15 protein-coding genes are annotated in these 14,718 nt (G+C 73.6%); 7 read left to right on the forward strand and 8 right to left on the reverse strand.

Annotated elements, in window-relative coordinates:
- Positions 1 to 26 precede the first annotated feature (26 nt).
- Both ACFWP2_RS00555 and ACFWP2_RS00560 read left to right on the forward strand, forming a co-directional pair.
- Positions 27 to 719 carry a GPP34 family phosphoprotein gene (locus ACFWP2_RS00555; RefSeq protein WP_380446735.1) on the forward strand — a complete coding sequence of 231 codons (693 nt, stop codon included), beginning with the start codon at positions 27 to 29 and terminating at the stop codon, positions 717 to 719.
- A gap of 106 nt (positions 720 to 825) precedes the next feature.
- Positions 826 to 1,737, forward strand: coding sequence for a 1-aminocyclopropane-1-carboxylate deaminase/D-cysteine desulfhydrase (locus ACFWP2_RS00560; RefSeq protein ID WP_380446737.1), 912 nt, complete (start codon positions 826 to 828; stop codon positions 1,735 to 1,737).
- Positions 1,738 to 1,806: 69 nt separating this feature from the next.
- On the opposite strand, the gene ACFWP2_RS00565 is transcribed toward ACFWP2_RS00560, so the two are convergent.
- Together ACFWP2_RS00565 and ACFWP2_RS00570 are read right to left on the reverse strand one after the other, a co-directional pair.
- Positions 1,807 to 3,426 carry an LCP family protein gene (locus tag ACFWP2_RS00565; protein ID WP_380446740.1) on the reverse strand — a complete coding sequence of 540 codons (1,620 nt, stop codon included), beginning with the start codon at positions 3,424 to 3,426 and terminating at the stop codon, positions 1,807 to 1,809.
- Between the two features lie 119 nt (positions 3,427 to 3,545).
- Positions 3,546 to 4,010 (reverse strand): MarR family winged helix-turn-helix transcriptional regulator, encoded by a 465-nt coding sequence (locus ACFWP2_RS00570; RefSeq protein ID WP_380446743.1) that lies wholly within the window; start codon positions 4,008 to 4,010, stop codon positions 3,546 to 3,548.
- A gap of 156 nt (positions 4,011 to 4,166) precedes the next feature.
- On the opposite strand from ACFWP2_RS00570, the gene ACFWP2_RS00575 reads away from it, so the two are divergent.
- Both ACFWP2_RS00575 and ACFWP2_RS00580 read left to right on the forward strand, forming a co-directional pair.
- A complete protein-coding gene (locus ACFWP2_RS00575) occupies positions 4,167 to 5,195 on the forward strand; it encodes an NADP-dependent oxidoreductase (RefSeq protein ID WP_380446745.1) in 1,029 nt (342 codons plus the stop codon).
- Between the two features lie 385 nt (positions 5,196 to 5,580).
- A complete protein-coding gene (locus ACFWP2_RS00580) occupies positions 5,581 to 6,075 on the forward strand; it encodes a DUF3145 domain-containing protein (protein WP_380446747.1) in 495 nt (164 codons plus the stop codon).
- Positions 6,076 to 6,201: 126 nt separating this feature from the next.
- On the opposite strand, the gene fabF is transcribed toward ACFWP2_RS00580, so the two are convergent.
- The 5 genes from fabF to ACFWP2_RS00605 form a co-directional block, all read right to left on the reverse strand.
- On the reverse strand, positions 6,202 to 7,467 hold the full coding sequence (gene fabF / locus ACFWP2_RS00585) for a beta-ketoacyl-ACP synthase II (RefSeq protein WP_380446750.1): 1,266 nt from the start codon (positions 7,465 to 7,467) through the stop codon (positions 6,202 to 6,204).
- 187 nt (positions 7,468 to 7,654) lie between these two features.
- Positions 7,655 to 7,894 carry an acyl carrier protein gene (locus ACFWP2_RS00590; protein ID WP_224283099.1) on the reverse strand — a complete coding sequence of 80 codons (240 nt, stop codon included), beginning with the start codon at positions 7,892 to 7,894 and terminating at the stop codon, positions 7,655 to 7,657.
- A gap of 75 nt (positions 7,895 to 7,969) precedes the next feature.
- Positions 7,970 to 9,001 (reverse strand): beta-ketoacyl-ACP synthase III, encoded by a 1,032-nt coding sequence (locus ACFWP2_RS00595; RefSeq protein ID WP_380446752.1) that lies wholly within the window; start codon positions 8,999 to 9,001, stop codon positions 7,970 to 7,972.
- Positions 8,998 to 9,948 carry an ACP S-malonyltransferase gene (locus tag ACFWP2_RS00600; RefSeq protein ID WP_380446755.1) on the reverse strand — a complete coding sequence of 317 codons (951 nt, stop codon included), beginning with the start codon at positions 9,946 to 9,948 and terminating at the stop codon, positions 8,998 to 9,000. Before ACFWP2_RS00600 ends, ACFWP2_RS00595 begins: the two co-directional genes overlap by 4 nt.
- A gap of 91 nt (positions 9,949 to 10,039) precedes the next feature.
- The gene (locus ACFWP2_RS00605; protein WP_360340793.1) at positions 10,040 to 11,236 is read right to left on the reverse strand and encodes a helix-turn-helix domain-containing protein; all 1,197 of its coding nucleotides are present in this window, start codon (positions 11,234 to 11,236) and stop codon (positions 10,040 to 10,042) included.
- Positions 11,237 to 11,459: 223 nt separating this feature from the next.
- Here ACFWP2_RS00605 and ACFWP2_RS00610 point away from each other — a divergent pair, with 223 nt between their 5' ends.
- Positions 11,460 to 12,236: a pirin family protein gene (locus tag ACFWP2_RS00610; protein WP_380446758.1), complete on the forward strand. Its 777-nt coding sequence runs from the start codon at positions 11,460 to 11,462 to the stop codon at positions 12,234 to 12,236.
- Here the strand turns inward: ACFWP2_RS00610 and ACFWP2_RS00615 are convergent.
- A complete protein-coding gene (locus ACFWP2_RS00615; protein WP_380446760.1) occupies positions 12,233 to 13,066 on the reverse strand; it encodes a serine hydrolase domain-containing protein in 834 nt (277 codons plus the stop codon). The genes ACFWP2_RS00610 and ACFWP2_RS00615 overlap by 4 nt on opposite strands.
- 132 nt (positions 13,067 to 13,198) lie before the next feature.
- Between ACFWP2_RS00615 and ACFWP2_RS00620 the strand changes: the two genes are divergently transcribed.
- Together ACFWP2_RS00620 and ACFWP2_RS00625 are read left to right on the forward strand one after the other, a co-directional pair.
- Positions 13,199 to 13,702, forward strand: coding sequence for a MerR family transcriptional regulator (locus tag ACFWP2_RS00620; RefSeq protein WP_380446763.1), 504 nt, complete (start codon positions 13,199 to 13,201; stop codon positions 13,700 to 13,702).
- Positions 13,699 to 14,712 carry an aldo/keto reductase gene (locus tag ACFWP2_RS00625; RefSeq protein WP_380446766.1) on the forward strand — a complete coding sequence of 338 codons (1,014 nt, stop codon included), beginning with the start codon at positions 13,699 to 13,701 and terminating at the stop codon, positions 14,710 to 14,712. The genes ACFWP2_RS00620 and ACFWP2_RS00625 overlap by 4 nt, the downstream gene beginning before the upstream one ends.
- The last annotated feature ends 6 nt before the right edge of the window (positions 14,713 to 14,718 follow it).

Consider the following 14,718-nt stretch of genomic DNA (forward strand, 5'->3'; position numbering starts at 1 on the left):
CACGCACAGAAGGACCGGAGAACGAGATGGACCTGCTCACCAAGCTGCCCGCCGAACTGCCGGCCAACCTGCCCGAGCGGCTGTACCTGCTCGCCTACGATCCGCGGCGCGGGCGGGTCACCCGGCAGTCCAGCCTCCACCTGCTGCTGCAGGCGGCGGCGCTGACCGAACTGCTGCGCCGCGGACTGGTGCGCGAGGAGGGCCGGACGGCCGTCGCCCGGGTCCGTGACGCCGCCGCCTCGGCCGGCCTCGACCCGTACAGCGCCCACCTGCTGGGCCGGATCCAGGAGAAGCGGCCGCACAGCTGGAACTGGTGGGTCGGTCGCGCCCACTCCGTCGGGCGCGACCAGCCGGCCCGGCGGGTCCGGGACGGCCTGGCGGAGGCGGGCTGGATCGGCCTCGACCAGGGCCGGGCGGCCGGGGTGTTCCCGGTCACCCGGGTCACCCTGGGCGACCCCGGGGTGCGCCAGGCACTGGCGGCCTCCGTCACCGCCGCGCTGAAGAGCCCCCTCAGCCGGGTGGACCCGGCGGACGCGGCGCTGGTGGCCCTGGCCGCCGCCGGGAGGCTGCGCACGGTGCTGACCCCCAGGCAGCGCAGGGAGCACCGCGGCCGGATCGAGAAGCTGAGCCCGGCGGCCGGCCCCGTCCCGAAGGCGCTCGGCACGGCCCTGGCCTGGCGGATGGCGGGCCACGCGGCGGAGAGCGCGGCCCTGGGCTGACGGACCGTCCACGGGGGGTGGCTCAGTCCTGGGAGACGTAGCCCGGAGCCCGGACGCCGGTCGGCCGTCCGGGCTCCCGGCCGTCCGGGGCCCGTAAGCTGGCCGGATGCTCGAACCCGCCCTGCTGCCGACCCCCCTGGTGGACTGCACCGACGAGGCCTTCGCCCGGGCCGGGGTGGAGCTGCGACTGAAGCGGGACGACCTGCTGCACCCGACCGTCCCCGGCAACAAGTGGCGCAAGCTGGCGCCCAACCTGGCCGCCGCCGTGGAGCAGGGCCACACCCGGCTGCTGACCTTCGGCGGCGCCTACTCGACCCACCTGCGGGCCGTCGCGGCCGCCGCCGGGGCGCTCGGGCTGGAGAGCGTCGGGCTGGTCCGTGGCGAGGAACTGGCCGACCGGCCGCGCAACTGGTCGCTGCGGGCCGCCGAGGCGGCCGGGATGCGGCTGGAGTTCCTGACCCGGGCCGAGTACCGGGAGGCCACCGGCCGGGCCGAGGGGGAGGGCGGCGCGGACGCGCCGCTGCACCGCTGGGGCCGCTGCCTGGTGCTCCCGGAGGGCGGCTCCAACGCCCTGGCCGCCGTCGGCGCGGCCGGGATCCCGGCCGAGCTGCCCGATCTCGGCGAGCGGGACGTGGTCTGCTGCCCGGTCGGCACCGGCGGCACCCTGGCCGGCATCGCGGCCGGTCTGCCGACGGGCGCGCGGGCGCTCGGGGTGGCCGTGCTGCGCGGCGGCGAGGGCTACCTGGAGGCGGAGGTCACCCGGTTGCACCTGGACGCCTTCGGGCGCGGGTTCGACAACTGGCGGATCGACCACGGGCACCACGGCGGCGGCTACGGAAAGGTCCCGGCCGAGCTGGCCGGCTTCGCCGAGCGGTTCGAGCGCCGCCACGGGATCGGGCTGGAGCGCCGCTACGTCGCCAAGCTGCTCGCCGCGCTGACGGACCTGACGCGGGCGGGTGCCTTCCCGCGCGGCACCCGGCTGACCGCCGTCGTCACCGGGCTGCCGGACCCGGAGTAGCTGCCGGACCCGGAGTAGCGGCCGGCCGGCCCACGGGCGATCGGCCGCGGGCCGGCCGTGGACCGCCGGTCAGCCGAAGGTCAGGTTGGCGCAGGGGTCGGTGTCGGCGTTGCGGGTGTTCTCCGCTATGCCCGTGGGGATGCCGCTCGGGACACCGCTCGGGGTGGCGCCGGGGGTGCTGCCCGGGGTGGCTCCCGCCGTGGCACCGGCCGGAGCGCCGGGCACGCCGGCGGTCGGGGCGGTAGTCGGCGCGGCGGGCACGGCGGCGGTCGGGGCGCCGGGCACGGCGGCGGTCTCCGGGCTCGGGGCGGCCACCGCGTCGAGCGGGGTACCGGCCGGGCGGAAGTCGGCGCCGAGGGTGACGGTGATCGCCTCCGAGCCGGGCTCCTCGACCGCCTTGGCGCCGGGGAAGAGCGCCACGACCTGGTCGGCGGTGGCCTTCAGCGCGGGGTCGTAGGAGACCCGGGTGGTCTGCTGCCCGGGGGTGTTGTGGCCGAGCGTGATGTTCCGGAATCCGCGCGCCTTGAGCGCCTCGGCGCCGGAGCCGGCCAGGCCGGGCGTGCCGACCCCGTTGACCACGGTGATCGGCGCCGCGCTCTGCTCCGGGGTGAGCGGGGTGCCGGGGGCGGCGCCCGGGTCGGCGGTGGGGGAGGAGGTCACCTGGCCCGTCCCGGAGGTGCTCTGTCCGTCCAGGGTGCGGTCCTCGCGCAGCAGCTTCCAGAGGGCGTCGGCGTCCGGCTGCACCAGCCGTATTCGGTCGCCGGCGAAGCGCCAGGGGGCGGTGACGAAGGTGACGTCGGAGAGCTTGATGCCCTGGATCGAGTCGGCGAAGTCCACCAGCTTCATCGCCGTGCCCAGCCCCTCGTCCACGGTGAGCGACTTGGTGGCGGCGTCGGCCAGCGGCAGCAGGGTGGGCAGCGAGAAGCCCTGGCCCTGCACCTTCTTGATCATCGAGGAGAGGAAGGCCTGCTGGCGCTTCATCCGGCCGATGTCGGAGTTGTCGCCTATGCCGTGGCGGATGCGCAGGTAGTCCACCGCGGACTGCCCGGAGAGCTTCTGGAGGCCCTTCTTGAGGTGGATGCCGTACTGGTTGACGTCGTTGGGCACGCAGGCCTCCACGCCGCCCACGGCGTCGGACATCGCGGCCGCGCCCTTGAAGTCGACCACGACGGTGTGGTCGATCCGCAGCCCGGTGAGCTTCTCCACGGTGTTCTGGGTGCAGGCCGGGTTGCCCTTCTCGGCCAGGCCCACGGTGAAGGCGGAGTTGAACATCTGGTCGGTCTTCGGCGTCGTCCAGGTGCCGTTCGGCAGCTTGCAGGACGGGATGGTGACCAGGGTGTCGCGGGGGATCGAGACGCCGACGGCGTGCTTGTGGTCGGCGTAGATGTGCACCAGGATCGCGGTGTCCGAGTGGCCGACGCCCTCGTCGCCGCCGCCCAGCGAGTCGTTGCCCCCGTCGCGGGTGTCCGAGCCGAGCAGCAGCACGTTGACCGGGACGGAGGCGCCCGGGCTGGCCGGGACGGGGGCCGGCGGGCGCTCGGTGGCGACGCCGCCGGAGTCGAAGGTGGTGATGTTGTTGTCCAGCCGGTGGTAGAACCAGGCTCCGGCGCCCACGACCGACAGCACCAGTACGGCGGCCAGGCCGATGGCGGTCCGCAGGTAGCGGCGCCGACGCGTGCTGCTGCTCATCCTCCGTGCCCCCCGTCTTCAGGTCTCTCGCGTTCGATGTTCGAACGTTAGACGTTCCGGAGGGCGGTTCGGTTACCCCCCTGGGGCCTGCGGAAGGCCCCAGGGTCCTGTGATGCTGGTCACGCGCCGGGGCCGGAGGCGCCCGCGAGCATCCTGCGGAGCAGGTCGCGCAGCGCCGTGCGCTCGTCCGGGCCGAGCGCGGCCAGCGGCTCGCGGGCGAAGTTCAGCGACTCCCGCAGTTCCTCGGAGGCGGCCGAGCCGGTGCCGGTGGCGGCGACCAGCTTGACTCGGCGGTCGTGCCGGTCGGCCTCGCGGGTGACGAAGCCGCGGGATTCGAGCCGGTCGACGATGCCGGTGATGTTGGACGGCTCGCAGCTGAGCGTCTGGGCGATCTGGCGCATCGGCATCGGGCCGCGTCGCAGCAGGGCGAGCACCTTGGCCTGGGCGCCGGTGAGCGAGCGGGCGGCGGCGGCCTCCTCGTACTCGCGGTGGAACAGCGCGACCAGGTTGGCCATCAGGTCGACGACCTCGCGGGTGATCTCGTCGGGCTGCGGCGTGGCGTCCTGGATCAACTCGGTGTCCATGGTCAAGAGTCTACCTGAAAAGTTGACAAGGTGAACCTTTCATGCCCATCGTTACTTCAGTTGCTCAACCTTTCATGTGCCTGAAGCGCACCTGAACCACATCCGAGCGACACCGAGCGACACCCGACCCGCACCCGAACCGCAAGGAGCTCCCCGATGGCAGAGCAGGCCGCCGTCCCCGCCACCGCCCGTGAATGGCACCTCGCCGCCCGCCCGCAGGGCTGGCCGGTGCCGGCCGACTTCGCCCTGGTCGAGGCCCCGGTCCGCACCCCCGGCCCGGGCGAGATCCTGGTCCGCAACGCCTACCTCTCGGTGGACCCGTACATGAGGGGCCGGATGAACGACGTGAAGTCGTACGTCCCGCCGTTCCGGCTGGGCCAGGCCATGGACGGCGGCGCGGTCGGCTACGTCGTCGCCTCCGGGGCCGAGGGCTTCGCCCCGGGCGACGCGGTGCTGCACGGGCTCGGCTGGCGCGAGTACGCGACCCTGGACGCCGCCCACGCGGTCAAGGTCGACCCGGAGGTCGCCCCGCTCTCCGCCTACCTCGGCGTGCTCGGCATGCCCGGCCTGACCGCCTACGCCGGCCTGCTCGCCGTCGGCGGCTTCAAGGAGGGCGACAAGGTCTTCGTCTCCGGCGCGGCCGGCGCGGTCGGCTCGCTGGTCGGCCAGATCGCCAGGATCAAGGGCGCCTCGCTGGTGGTCGGTTCGGCCGGCTCGGAGCGGAAGGTCGCCACGCTGGTGGACGAGTTCGGCTTCGACGCCGCCTTCAACTACAAGGACGCCCCGGTCGCCGAGCAGCTCGCCGCGGCGGCCCCGGAGGGCATCGACCTCTACTTCGACAACGTCGGCGGCGACCACCTGGAGGCCGCGATCGGCGCGCTGAACGTGCACGGCCGCGCGGTGCTCTGCGGTGCGATCGCCCAGTACAACGACACCTCCGCGCCCGCCGCCCCGCGCAACCTCGCGCTCGCCATCGGCAAGCGGCTGCGCCTGGAGGGCATGCTGGTGCGCGACCACGCCGGGCTCCAGCAGCAGTTCGTCGCGGAGATGGCCGGCTGGCTGAAGTCCGGTGAACTGCGCACCGAGGAAACCGTGGTGGACGGTTTCGAGAACGCCGCCGAGGCCTTCCTCGATCTGCTGCGCGGCGTCAACACCGGCAAGATGGTCGTCCGCCTGGATGGCTGACGCTCCGTCAGATCACCTGAGCACCCCGGTGCCCCGCCGCCCCGCCGCCCACGACCGGGCGGCGGGGCGGTTCGCCGTGGACGGTGCGGTGTGCGGTCGGGCGCGGGTGCTCCGGGCGCACTACCGCATTCCGGCCGGATCCGAAAGTGCGTCATCCATCCTGTGGCGCAGCGCGGTACGGTGGTCCCGCCGGCGATGGGGCCGTTCGGGGGAGAGATCCGGCCGGGGGGTAGACCTCGTTGAGGATTCGACTAGCATTGAGCGAAAGCCTGTCCGTTTTGCTCGATTTAGTAGCTTAATGTCGGCTAACGTGAGTAACTGCGGATCAACTGCAGGCACGAGGCAGCTGGGGAAGGCGACCCTCGTCCACAGCCTGGAGGTCCCGGTGACGACACGTGGAGTTCTGTACATCCACACCGCGCCCCGCGCGCTGTGCCCGCACGTCGAGTGGGCCGTCGCGGGGGTGCTCGGTGTGCGGGTGAGCCTGGACTGGATCCGCCAGCCGGCCGCACCCGGGCATTGGCGTGCCGAGCTGTCCTGGCAGGGGGAGCCCGGCACGGCTTCCAAACTCGCCTCCGCGCTGCGCGGCTGGCAGTTGATGCGGTACGAGGTGACCAGCGAGCCCTGCGCCACGGCGGAGGGCGAGCGGTACAGCAGCACGCCCTCGCTCGGCATCTTCCACGCTGTCACGGGCATCCACGGCGACATCCTGATCCCCGAGGACCGGTTGCGCGCCGTCCTGCTGCGCGCCCGCAGCGAAGGGGCCGACCTGGAGTCCGAGCTCGCCCGGCTGCTCGGCAAGCCCTGGGACGACGAGCTGGAGCCGTTCCGGTACGCGGGCGAGGGTGCGCCGGTGCGCTGGCTGCACCAGGTGGTCTGAGGCCGCCCGGGCCCCGGACGGGCCGGCCGGGCGCCACCGGGACCGGACAGGGACGACGAAGGAGCCGGACAGGCACGGCGAAGGGGCCGGCACTCGCGGAGAGCGCCGGCCCCTTCGTCACGGGCGTCAGCGGGTGCGGAAGGCCAGCACCACGTTGTGGCCGCCGAAGCCGAACGAGTTGTTCAGCGCGGCGATCCGGCCCTCGGGCAGCTTGCGGGCCTCACCGCGGACGATGTCGGCCTCCACGTCGCCGTCCAGCTCGTCCACGTTGATGGTCGGCGGGGCGAGCCGGTGGTGCAGGGCCAGCACGGTGGCGACGGTCTCGATGCCGCCGGCGCCGCCCAGCAGGTGGCCGGTCATCGACTTGGTGGCCGAGACGGCGATGTGGTCGAGGTCGTCGCCCAGCTCCTTGCGCAGCGCCTTCAGCTCGGCGGTGTCGCCCTGCGGGGTCGAGGTGGCGTGCGCGTTGACGTGCACGATCTCGGCCTTGTCCAGCTCGTTGCGCTCGAACAGGTCGGCCAGCGCGCGGGCCACGCCGGCGCCGGTCGGCTCGGGCTGGGCGATGTGGTGGGCGTCCGAGGACAGGCCCTGGCCCACGGCCTCGCAGTAGATCCGGGCGCCGCGCGCCTCGGCGTGCTCGACCGACTCCAGCACGACCACGCCGGCACCCTCGCCCAGCACGAAGCCGTCACGGGCCTTGTCGTACGGGCGGGAGGCGCGCTCGGGCTCGTCGTTGCGCTTGGACATCGCCATCATGTTGGCGAACGCGGCGATCGGCAGCGGGTGGATCGCCGCCTCGGTGCCGCCGGCCACCACGACGTCGGCGCGGCCGGAGCGGATCATCTCGATCGCGTAGCCGATCGCCTCGGCGCCGGAGGCACAGGCGGAGACAGGGGTGTGCACACCCGCGCGGGCGCCGACCTCCAGGCCGACGTTGGCCGCCGGGGAGTTGGGCATCAGCATCGGGACGGTGTGCGGGGAGACCTTGCGGGCGCCCTTCTCCTTCAGCACGTCGTACTGGTCGAGGAGGGTCGTCACGCCGCCGATGCCGGAGGCGATCACGGTGCCCAGGCGCTCGGGGGCGAGCTTGGAGGACTCGTCGGTGGCCGGGGTCTCGTAGCCGGCGTCGGCCCAGGCCTCGCGGGCGGCGATCAGCGCGAACTGGGCCGAGCGGTCCAGCTTGCGGGCCAGCGGCCGGGGCAGGATCTCGCCCGGCTCGACGGCGGCCCGCGCCGCGATCTTCACCGGCAGGTCCTCGGCCCACTCCTCGGTCAGGGCCGCCACGCCGGACTCGCCGGCGACCAGGTTCTCCCAGGTGCTGGCGGCGTCGGCGCCCAGCGGCGTGAAGGCGCCGATACCCGTGACGACCACGGTGCGGTTTTCAGCGGTCACTGGTTTCTTCTTCTCTCACGTGTTGCGGGGGGTCGGCGGCGTGCCGAGGATGGGCCCGGCCGGGCGCCCGGGTGTGGGCGTCCCGGCCGGCGGGGGTCGGCCAGGCTCGACGAGCCCGGCCGACCGGTCAGCCTTCGCCGGCGTACGGGACGCCGGACGGGCTGGCCGAGTCGAACGAGTCGATCGATCAGGCGTTGAGGATGTAGTTCACCGCGTCGCCGACGGTCTTCAGGTTCTTGACCTCGTCGTCCGGGATCTTGACGTCGAAGCGCTCCTCGGCGGCCACGACGACCTCGACCATGGACAGCGAGTCGACGTCCAGGTCGTCGGTGAAGGACTTGTCGAGCTGGACGTCCTCGGTCGGGATGCCGGCGATCTCGTTGACGATCTCGGCGAGACCTTCCAGGACCTCTTCCTGGGTAGCCATACTGGCTGCTCCTCTTCGGTGTTGAGCGTGTCCGGCCGGCGGCCGGACACAGGCTTGTGGATTGGGCGAATGCGCCTAGGGGAGAGTAACGACTGCTGCGGCGTACACGAGACCCGCCCCGAACCCGATGATCAGGGCCAGGTCCCCGCTGTGGGCCTCACCGCTCTCCAGCATGCGTTCCATCGCCAGCGGGATGGAGGCCGCGGAAGTGTTGCCGGTCTCGGCGATGTCGCGGGCGACGGGTACCGACTCCGGCAGCTTGAGCGCCTTGATCATGGCATCCGTGATCCGCATGTTGGCCTGGTGGGGGATGAACGCACCGAGCTGGTCGGCGGTGATCCCGGCGGCGTCCAGCGCCTGCTGGGCCACCTTGGCCATCTCCCACACCGCCCAGCGGAAGACCGGCTGGCCGTCCATCTTCAGGGCCGGCCACTTGGTCTCCTCGCCCGCGCCGTTGATCGCGTCGGACTTGGCGAAGGCGGTGTCCCAGGCCTGGGTCTGGGTGATGAGGTCGGCCTGCGAGCCGTCCGAGCCCCAGATCAGCTTGCCGATGCCGGGGGTGTCCGACGGGCCGACGATCGCGGCGCCGGCGCCGTCGCCGAAGATGAAGGCGGTGGAGCGGTCCGACTGGTCGGTCAGGTCGCTGAGCCGCTCGACGCCGATGACCAGCACGTACTCGGCGTTGCCGCCGCGGATCATGCCGTCGGCCAGGCCCAGGCCGTAGCCGAAGCCGGCGCAGGCGGCCGAGATGTCGAAGGCCGGGGCGTTGCCGCAGCCGAGCCGCTCGGAGATCTCGGTGGCGATCGCGGGGGTCTGCTTGAAGTGCGAGACGGTCGAGACGATCACGCCGCCGATCTGCTCGGCGGAGATCCCGGCCTGGGCGATGGCCTTGCCGGCCGCCTGGACCGACATCTCGGCGACGGACTCCTCCGGGCCGGCCCAGCGGCGCTCGGCGATCCCGCTGCGGGTGCGGATCCACTCGTCCGAGGAGTCGATCCACTCCAGCACCTCGGAGTTGGGGATCACCCGGACCGGGCGGTAGCCGCCGACGCCGAGGATGCGCGAGTACTGCGCGCCGCTCACCGGACGGATCTGGGGCTTGGTCATGCCTGGGTCTCCTGCTCCTGCCCGCCGTGCTCCGCGACGAGTGCGCGGGCCTTGTCCAGATCGGCGGGCGTCTTGAGGGCGAGCGTGGCCACGCCCTTGAGGTTGCGCTTGAGCAGCCCGGTGAGGGTGCCCGCGGGCGACAGCTCGATCACGGCCGTCGCGCCCAGCTGCCCGAGGGTCTCCATGCAGAGGTCCCAGCGGACGGGGTTGGAGACCTGCGACACCAGGCGCGCGAGCACCTCGGCGCCGGAGTCCACGACCGCGCCGTCCTTGTTGGAGACGTAGCGCACCCGCGGGTCGGCCGCGGTCAGCGTCGGGGCCAGCTGGGCCAGCCGCTCGACGCCCGGGGCCATGTGGTCGGTGTGGAAGGCGCCGGCCACCTTGAGCGCGACCAGCTTGGCGCGCTCCGGCGGGTCCGCCTTCAGCGCCTCCAGCTGGTCCAGCGTGCCGGCGGCGACGATCTGGCCGCCGCCGTTGTTGTTGGCCGCGGTCAGGCCGTGCTCGGCCAGCTTCGCCGCGACCTCCTCCGGCTCGCCGCCGAGCACGGCGAGCATGCCGGTCTCGGTGACGGCGGCGGCCTCGGCCATGGCCCGGCCGCGCTCGCGCACGAAGGTCAGCGCGTCGTGGGCGCTGAGCACCCCGGCGCCGGCGGCGGCGGTGATCTCACCGACGCTGTGGCCGGCGACGGCGCCGACCAGCTTGCGGGCGAGGTCCTCGTCCGGGAACAGCTCCCGGGCGGTCATCAGACCGGCCGCGACCAGCAGCGGCTGGGCGACGGCGGTGTCCTTGATCTCCTCGGCGGACCCCTCGGTGCCGGCGTGCACCAGGTCGAGCCCGGCGACCTCCGACCAGCCGCGCAGGCGGTCGGCGACGCCGTCGAGCTCCAGCCAGGGGCTGAGGAAACCGGGGGACTGAGCACCCTGTCCAGGGGCGACGATTACGAGCACGGTTCAACCCTCTCTCGCCAGGCGCCCAGGGGCGGGTAGGCGACGGTAACGAAGAAAACCATCCTGGATTGTGCGGTTCCTACACTCCGGCTCAGCCGGGCTCTCCGACGGCGTCCAGCCGGCCGAGAGCCAGCGCGATCCGCAGCGTGAACGCGGAGCGCACGTCGGACGGGGCGTACCCCGTGACGTCAGTCACACGTCGCAGCCGGTAGCGCACCGTGTTGGGGTGGACGAAGAGCATCCGGGCCGCGCCCTCCAGCGAGGAGGCCTGCTCCAGGTAGACGCTCAGCGTCTCCAGCAGGGCGGAGCCGGCCTCGTCCAGCGGTGTGTAGATCTCCTCCACCAGCTGACGGCGGGCGGCCTGGTCGCCGGCCAGTGCCCGCTCGGGCAGCAGGTCGTCGGCCAGCACCGGGCGGGGGGCGTCCGGCCAGGCGGCGCAGGCCCGCAGGCCGGCCGCGGCGGCGTGGGCCGAGCGGGTCGCGGAGAGCAGGTCGGGCACGGTCGGCCCGACCACCACCGGGCCCGGCGCGAACTGGCCGATCAGCGCCCGGGCCGCGTGCACCGGCTCCTTCTCGCCGCCGACCACGACCACCAGGCGCTTGCCCAGCACCCCGGTCAGCACGTTCAGCTTGGCGTACCGGGCGGCCCGGCGGATCGCCTCGACCACCAGCTCGCTGTCGCCGTCCGGGGCGCTGCCCATCACCACCCGGACCTGGCTGGGCTGTCCCCAGCCGAGCGCGGCGGCCCGGGAGAGCACGCCCTCGTCGGCGTCGCCGGACAGCAGCGAGTTGACCACCAGCGCCTCCAGCCGGGCGTCCCAGGCGCCGCGCGCCTCGGCGGCCTGGGCGTACACCTGGGCGGTCGCGAAGGCGATCTCCCGGGCGTAGACCAGCACCGACTCGCGCATGTCCGCCTCGTCGCCGGGGGCGGCCACCTCCTCGATGGCCTCCTCCATCACCTCGATCGTGGTGCGGATCAGCTCGACGGTCTGGCGCAGGGTGATCGCCCTGGTCAGCTCGCGCGGAGCGGTGCCGAAGACGTCGGTGGAGATCGCCTGGGCGGTGTCGGGGTGGCGGTACCACTCCGTGAAGGCGGCGATGCCGGCCTGGGCGACCAGGCCGATCCAGGACCGGTGCTCCGGCGGCATCCGCCGGTACCAGCCGAGCTGGTCGTCCATCCGCGAGATCGCGGCGGTGGCCAGCTTGCCGGAGGACTTCTCCAGCCGCTTGAGCGTCGCCGCCCGGCGCTCGGCGCGCTCGGCGGCGTTTCTGCGCTCCTGGGCGGTCAGACGGGGCGCCGCACGGCCGGGGCGGTCACGGGCCGACCGGGTGGCCGGGCCCTTCCCGGCGGGTTCGGGTACGGGGCTGGGGCTGGGTTCGCTGGTGGAGTTCGCGGAGGCGGCTGGCACAAGGACAAGACTGCCTCACGTGAGTGACTGCTCGTGCACACACCCCGGCACAGCGGCGCGGTGGCAAGAGTCACACTCCCGGCCCAGCCACTACGGTGGGGGCGTGACCGAAGCGCCCGACCGCCCCCGTGCCGACCTGCGCCGCACCGCCGAGCGCTACCGCTCCGCCCCGGCCGAGGGCGTCGAGACCAGGCACGCGTTCTCCTTCTCCGGCCACTACGACCCGAAGAACACCCACTTCGGCGCGCTGCTCGCGTGCAACGAGGAACTCCTCGAACCCGGCGCCGGGTTCGAGGAGCACCGGCACCGGGACACCGAGATCCTCACCTGGGTGCTGGAGGGCGCGCTGGCCCACCGGGACTCGCACGGCCACAGCGGGGTGGTCCGCCCCGGGATGGTCCAGCACCTCAGCGCCGGTTCCGGTGTCACCCACACCGAGCGCAACGTCGGCGGCGCCACCGGGCCGGTCCGCTTCGTCCAGATGTGGCTCCAGCCGGACGAGTTCGACGCGCCCCCCGCGTACGGCCTGCGCAGGGTGGAACCGGCGGACGGCGGGTTGACGCTGCTCGCCTCCGGGCTGGAGCGCGACGCCGGGACGGACGCCCTGCGGCTGCGCCGCGGCGACGCCGCGCTCTGGCTGGCCACCGCCGGGCCGTGGCAGCCGCTGCCGCGACTGCCCGAGGCGCCCTGGCGGTACGCCCACCTGACCGCGGGCTCGCTGGGCTACCGGACCGTCCCCGGCCCCAAGGGCGGCGGCCGCTCGATGGTCCCGGGCGACAGCGTGCGGATCACCGGCGAGGCCTTCGCCGACCCGGCGGCGGGCGAGACCGGCGCCGAACTCCTGCTCTGGGAGATGCACTCGCCGGTCTCGTACGGCTAGCCGGCCAGTTCCGCCAGCACCGCGTCCGAGAAGGCCGGCCAGGCCTCGACCGCCCACGGCCCGAAGTCCCGGTCGGTGAGCGCGACGCAGGCCGCGCCGGCCTGCGGGTCGACCCACAGGAACGTGCCGGACTGGCCGAAGTGCCCGAAGGTCGCGGGGGAGTTGGCGGCGCCGGTCCAGTGCGGGCTCTTGCCGCCGCGGATCTCGAAGCCGAGGCCCCAGTCGTTCGGGCGCTGGTGGCCGTAGCCGGGCAGCACGCCGCTGGTGCCGGGGAAGGCGACCTCGCGGGTGGCCTGCCGGACGGTGGACGGGTCGAGCAGCTTGGGGGCCTGCAGTTCGGCGGCGAACCGGGCGAGGTCGGCGACGGTGGACAGGCCGCCGGCGCCGGCCGGGGACTTGTGCGCCGTGTGGATCAGGGTGTCCGTCATGCCCAGCGGCTCGAACACCGCCTCGGCGGCGTAGCGGGAGAACTCGATCCCGGCGGCCTCGGACAGCGCCCGGGCCAGCGCGCCGAAGCCCGCGTTGGAGTAGAGCCGGCGGTTGCCGGGCTCGGCGTACACCCGGTCCTCGTCGAAGCCCAGGCCGGAGGTGTGGGCGAGCAGGTGCCGGACGGTCGCCCCGGGCGGCCCGGCCGGGTCGTCCAGCTCGAACACGCCCTCCTCGACGGCGACCAGTGCCGCGTACGAGGTGAGCAGCTTGGTCACCGAGGCGAGCGGGAACAGGTGCTGCTGCGGCCCGTGCGCGCCCAGCACCGCGCCGTCCGCCGCCCGGACCACCGCCGCCGCGGCATGGGGCACCGGCCAGTTCTCGATCATCCGCAAGCTCTCCATGGGATCCGACTGTAGTCGCCGGGAAATCCCCCGGAGAAGGCGGTGGCGGAGCCACCCGGGAGCCGGGCTTGCTTGGAGTGCACTCCAACTCGGTAGCGTCGTCCACGTCGCACAGGACAGGGGGAACGAGCGATGGTCGCACCCGCACGGATCGAGATCGACCTGCGCAGCTGCGCCGAGGTGTTCAGCCGCCCGAGCGGCGATCCGGACCGGACGCCGAGGCACACCATCAGCGAGGTCGCCGCGGCGAGCGGGCTGACCGCCCACACTCTGCGCTGGTACGAGCGGATCGGCCTGCTGGACCCGGTCGACCGGGTGGCGGGCGGCCAGCGCCGCTACTGCGACGCCGATCTGCACCGGCTGGCCTTCCTGGGCCGGCTGCGGCTGACCGGCATGTCCGTGGCCGACATGCTCAGGTACGTGGACATGGCCCGCCAGGGCGAGCGGACCTACGAGGGGCGGCGGCTGCTCCTGGAGGCCCAGCGGGAGGAGGTCCGGCAGCGGATCGTCGACCTCCAGGCCACCCTCGCCGTCCTCGACTACAAGATCGATCTCTATGCCGGGAAGGTCGCCGACGGCACCGGTGTCCCGGTCAAATGCCAGAACATCCGCGCAGAGGAAGAGCAGAGCGCATGACTCAGACCGTCCTTCCCACCGTCGAACTCGGCACCGGCGGCCCCCTGGTGGGCGTCCAGGGCCTCGGCTGCATGGGCATGAGCGAGTTCTACGGCCCCACCGACACCGGCGAGGCGCTCGCCACCCTGGACGCCGCCCTGGAGGCCGGGGTCACCCTCTTCGACACCGCCGACATGTACGGCTCCGGCCGCAACGAGGAGCTGATCGGCCCCTTCGTCCGGGCCAACCGGGACACGGTGGTGCTCGCCACCAAGTTCTCCATCATGCGCGACGCGGAGAACGGCGCCGTCCGCGGCATCAGCAACGACCCGGCGTACATCCGGACCGCGGTGGACGCCTCGCTGCGCCGCCTCGGCGTGGACGTGATCGACCTGTACTACATGCACCGCCGGGACCCGGCCGTGCCGCTGGCCGACTCGGTCGGTGCCATGGCCGAGCTGGTGCGGGCCGGCAAGGTGCGCCACCTCGGGCTGTCCGAGGTGACCGGGGCGGAGCTGCGCGAGGCGCACGCGGTCCACCCGATCGCCGCGCTCCAGTCCGAGTGGTCGGTGTTCGCCCGCGAGGTCGAGCGCTCGGCGGTGCCGGCCGCGGCGGAGCTGGGCGTCGCCTTCGTGCCGTACTCGCCGCTCGGGCGGGGCTTCCTGACCGGCGCCTTCCAGGACGCCAACGAGCTCTCGGCGGGCGACTACCGCCGTACCCACCCGCGCTTCACCGGCGACAACGCGACCGCCAACGGCGAACTGCTCGACCCGCTGCGGAAGATCGCGGCGGCCCGCGGCGCGACGCTCGCCCAGGTCGCGCTGGCCTGGGTGCACCAGCGGGCCGAGGTGCACGGGCTGGCCGTCGTGCCGATCCCGGGCACCCGCAAGCGCAGCCGGCTGGCCGAGAACACCGCGGCGGCGGCGCTGCGGCTGACCGCCGAGGAACTGGCGCTGCTGGAGCCGGTGGCCGGCCGGGTGGCGGGGAACCGCTACCCGGACATGAGCGCCACCTCGGACGCGCGGGAGTAGCGGGCG

It is taken from the genome of Kitasatospora sp. NPDC058444 (assembly GCF_042721415.1).
GTDB lineage: Bacteria > Actinomycetota > Actinomycetes > Streptomycetales > Streptomycetaceae > Kitasatospora.

Coding starts and splice junctions, on each gene's coding strand:
- ACFWP2_RS00615 (WP_380446760.1), bottom strand. CDS start 13,066: ATGGAGAGCTTGCGGATGATCGAGAACTGGCCGGTGCCCCATGCCGCG.
- ACFWP2_RS00625 (WP_380446766.1), top strand. CDS start 13,699: ATGACTCAGACCGTCCTTCCCACCGTCGAACTCGGCACCGGCGGCCCC.
- ACFWP2_RS00570 (WP_380446743.1), bottom strand. CDS start 4,010: ATGGACACCGAGTTGATCCAGGACGCCACGCCGCAGCCCGACGAGATC.
- ACFWP2_RS00575 (WP_380446745.1), top strand. CDS start 4,167: ATGGCAGAGCAGGCCGCCGTCCCCGCCACCGCCCGTGAATGGCACCTC.
- ACFWP2_RS00565 (WP_380446740.1), bottom strand. CDS start 3,426: ATGAGCAGCAGCACGCGTCGGCGCCGCTACCTGCGGACCGCCATCGGC.
- ACFWP2_RS00620 (WP_380446763.1), top strand. CDS start 13,199: ATGGTCGCACCCGCACGGATCGAGATCGACCTGCGCAGCTGCGCCGAG.
- ACFWP2_RS00560 (WP_380446737.1), top strand. CDS start 826: ATGCTCGAACCCGCCCTGCTGCCGACCCCCCTGGTGGACTGCACCGAC.
- ACFWP2_RS00595 (WP_380446752.1), bottom strand. CDS start 9,001: ATGACCAAGCCCCAGATCCGTCCGGTGAGCGGCGCGCAGTACTCGCGC.
- ACFWP2_RS00555 (WP_380446735.1), top strand. CDS start 27: ATGGACCTGCTCACCAAGCTGCCCGCCGAACTGCCGGCCAACCTGCCC.
- ACFWP2_RS00590 (WP_224283099.1), bottom strand. CDS start 7,894: ATGGCTACCCAGGAAGAGGTCCTGGAAGGTCTCGCCGAGATCGTCAAC.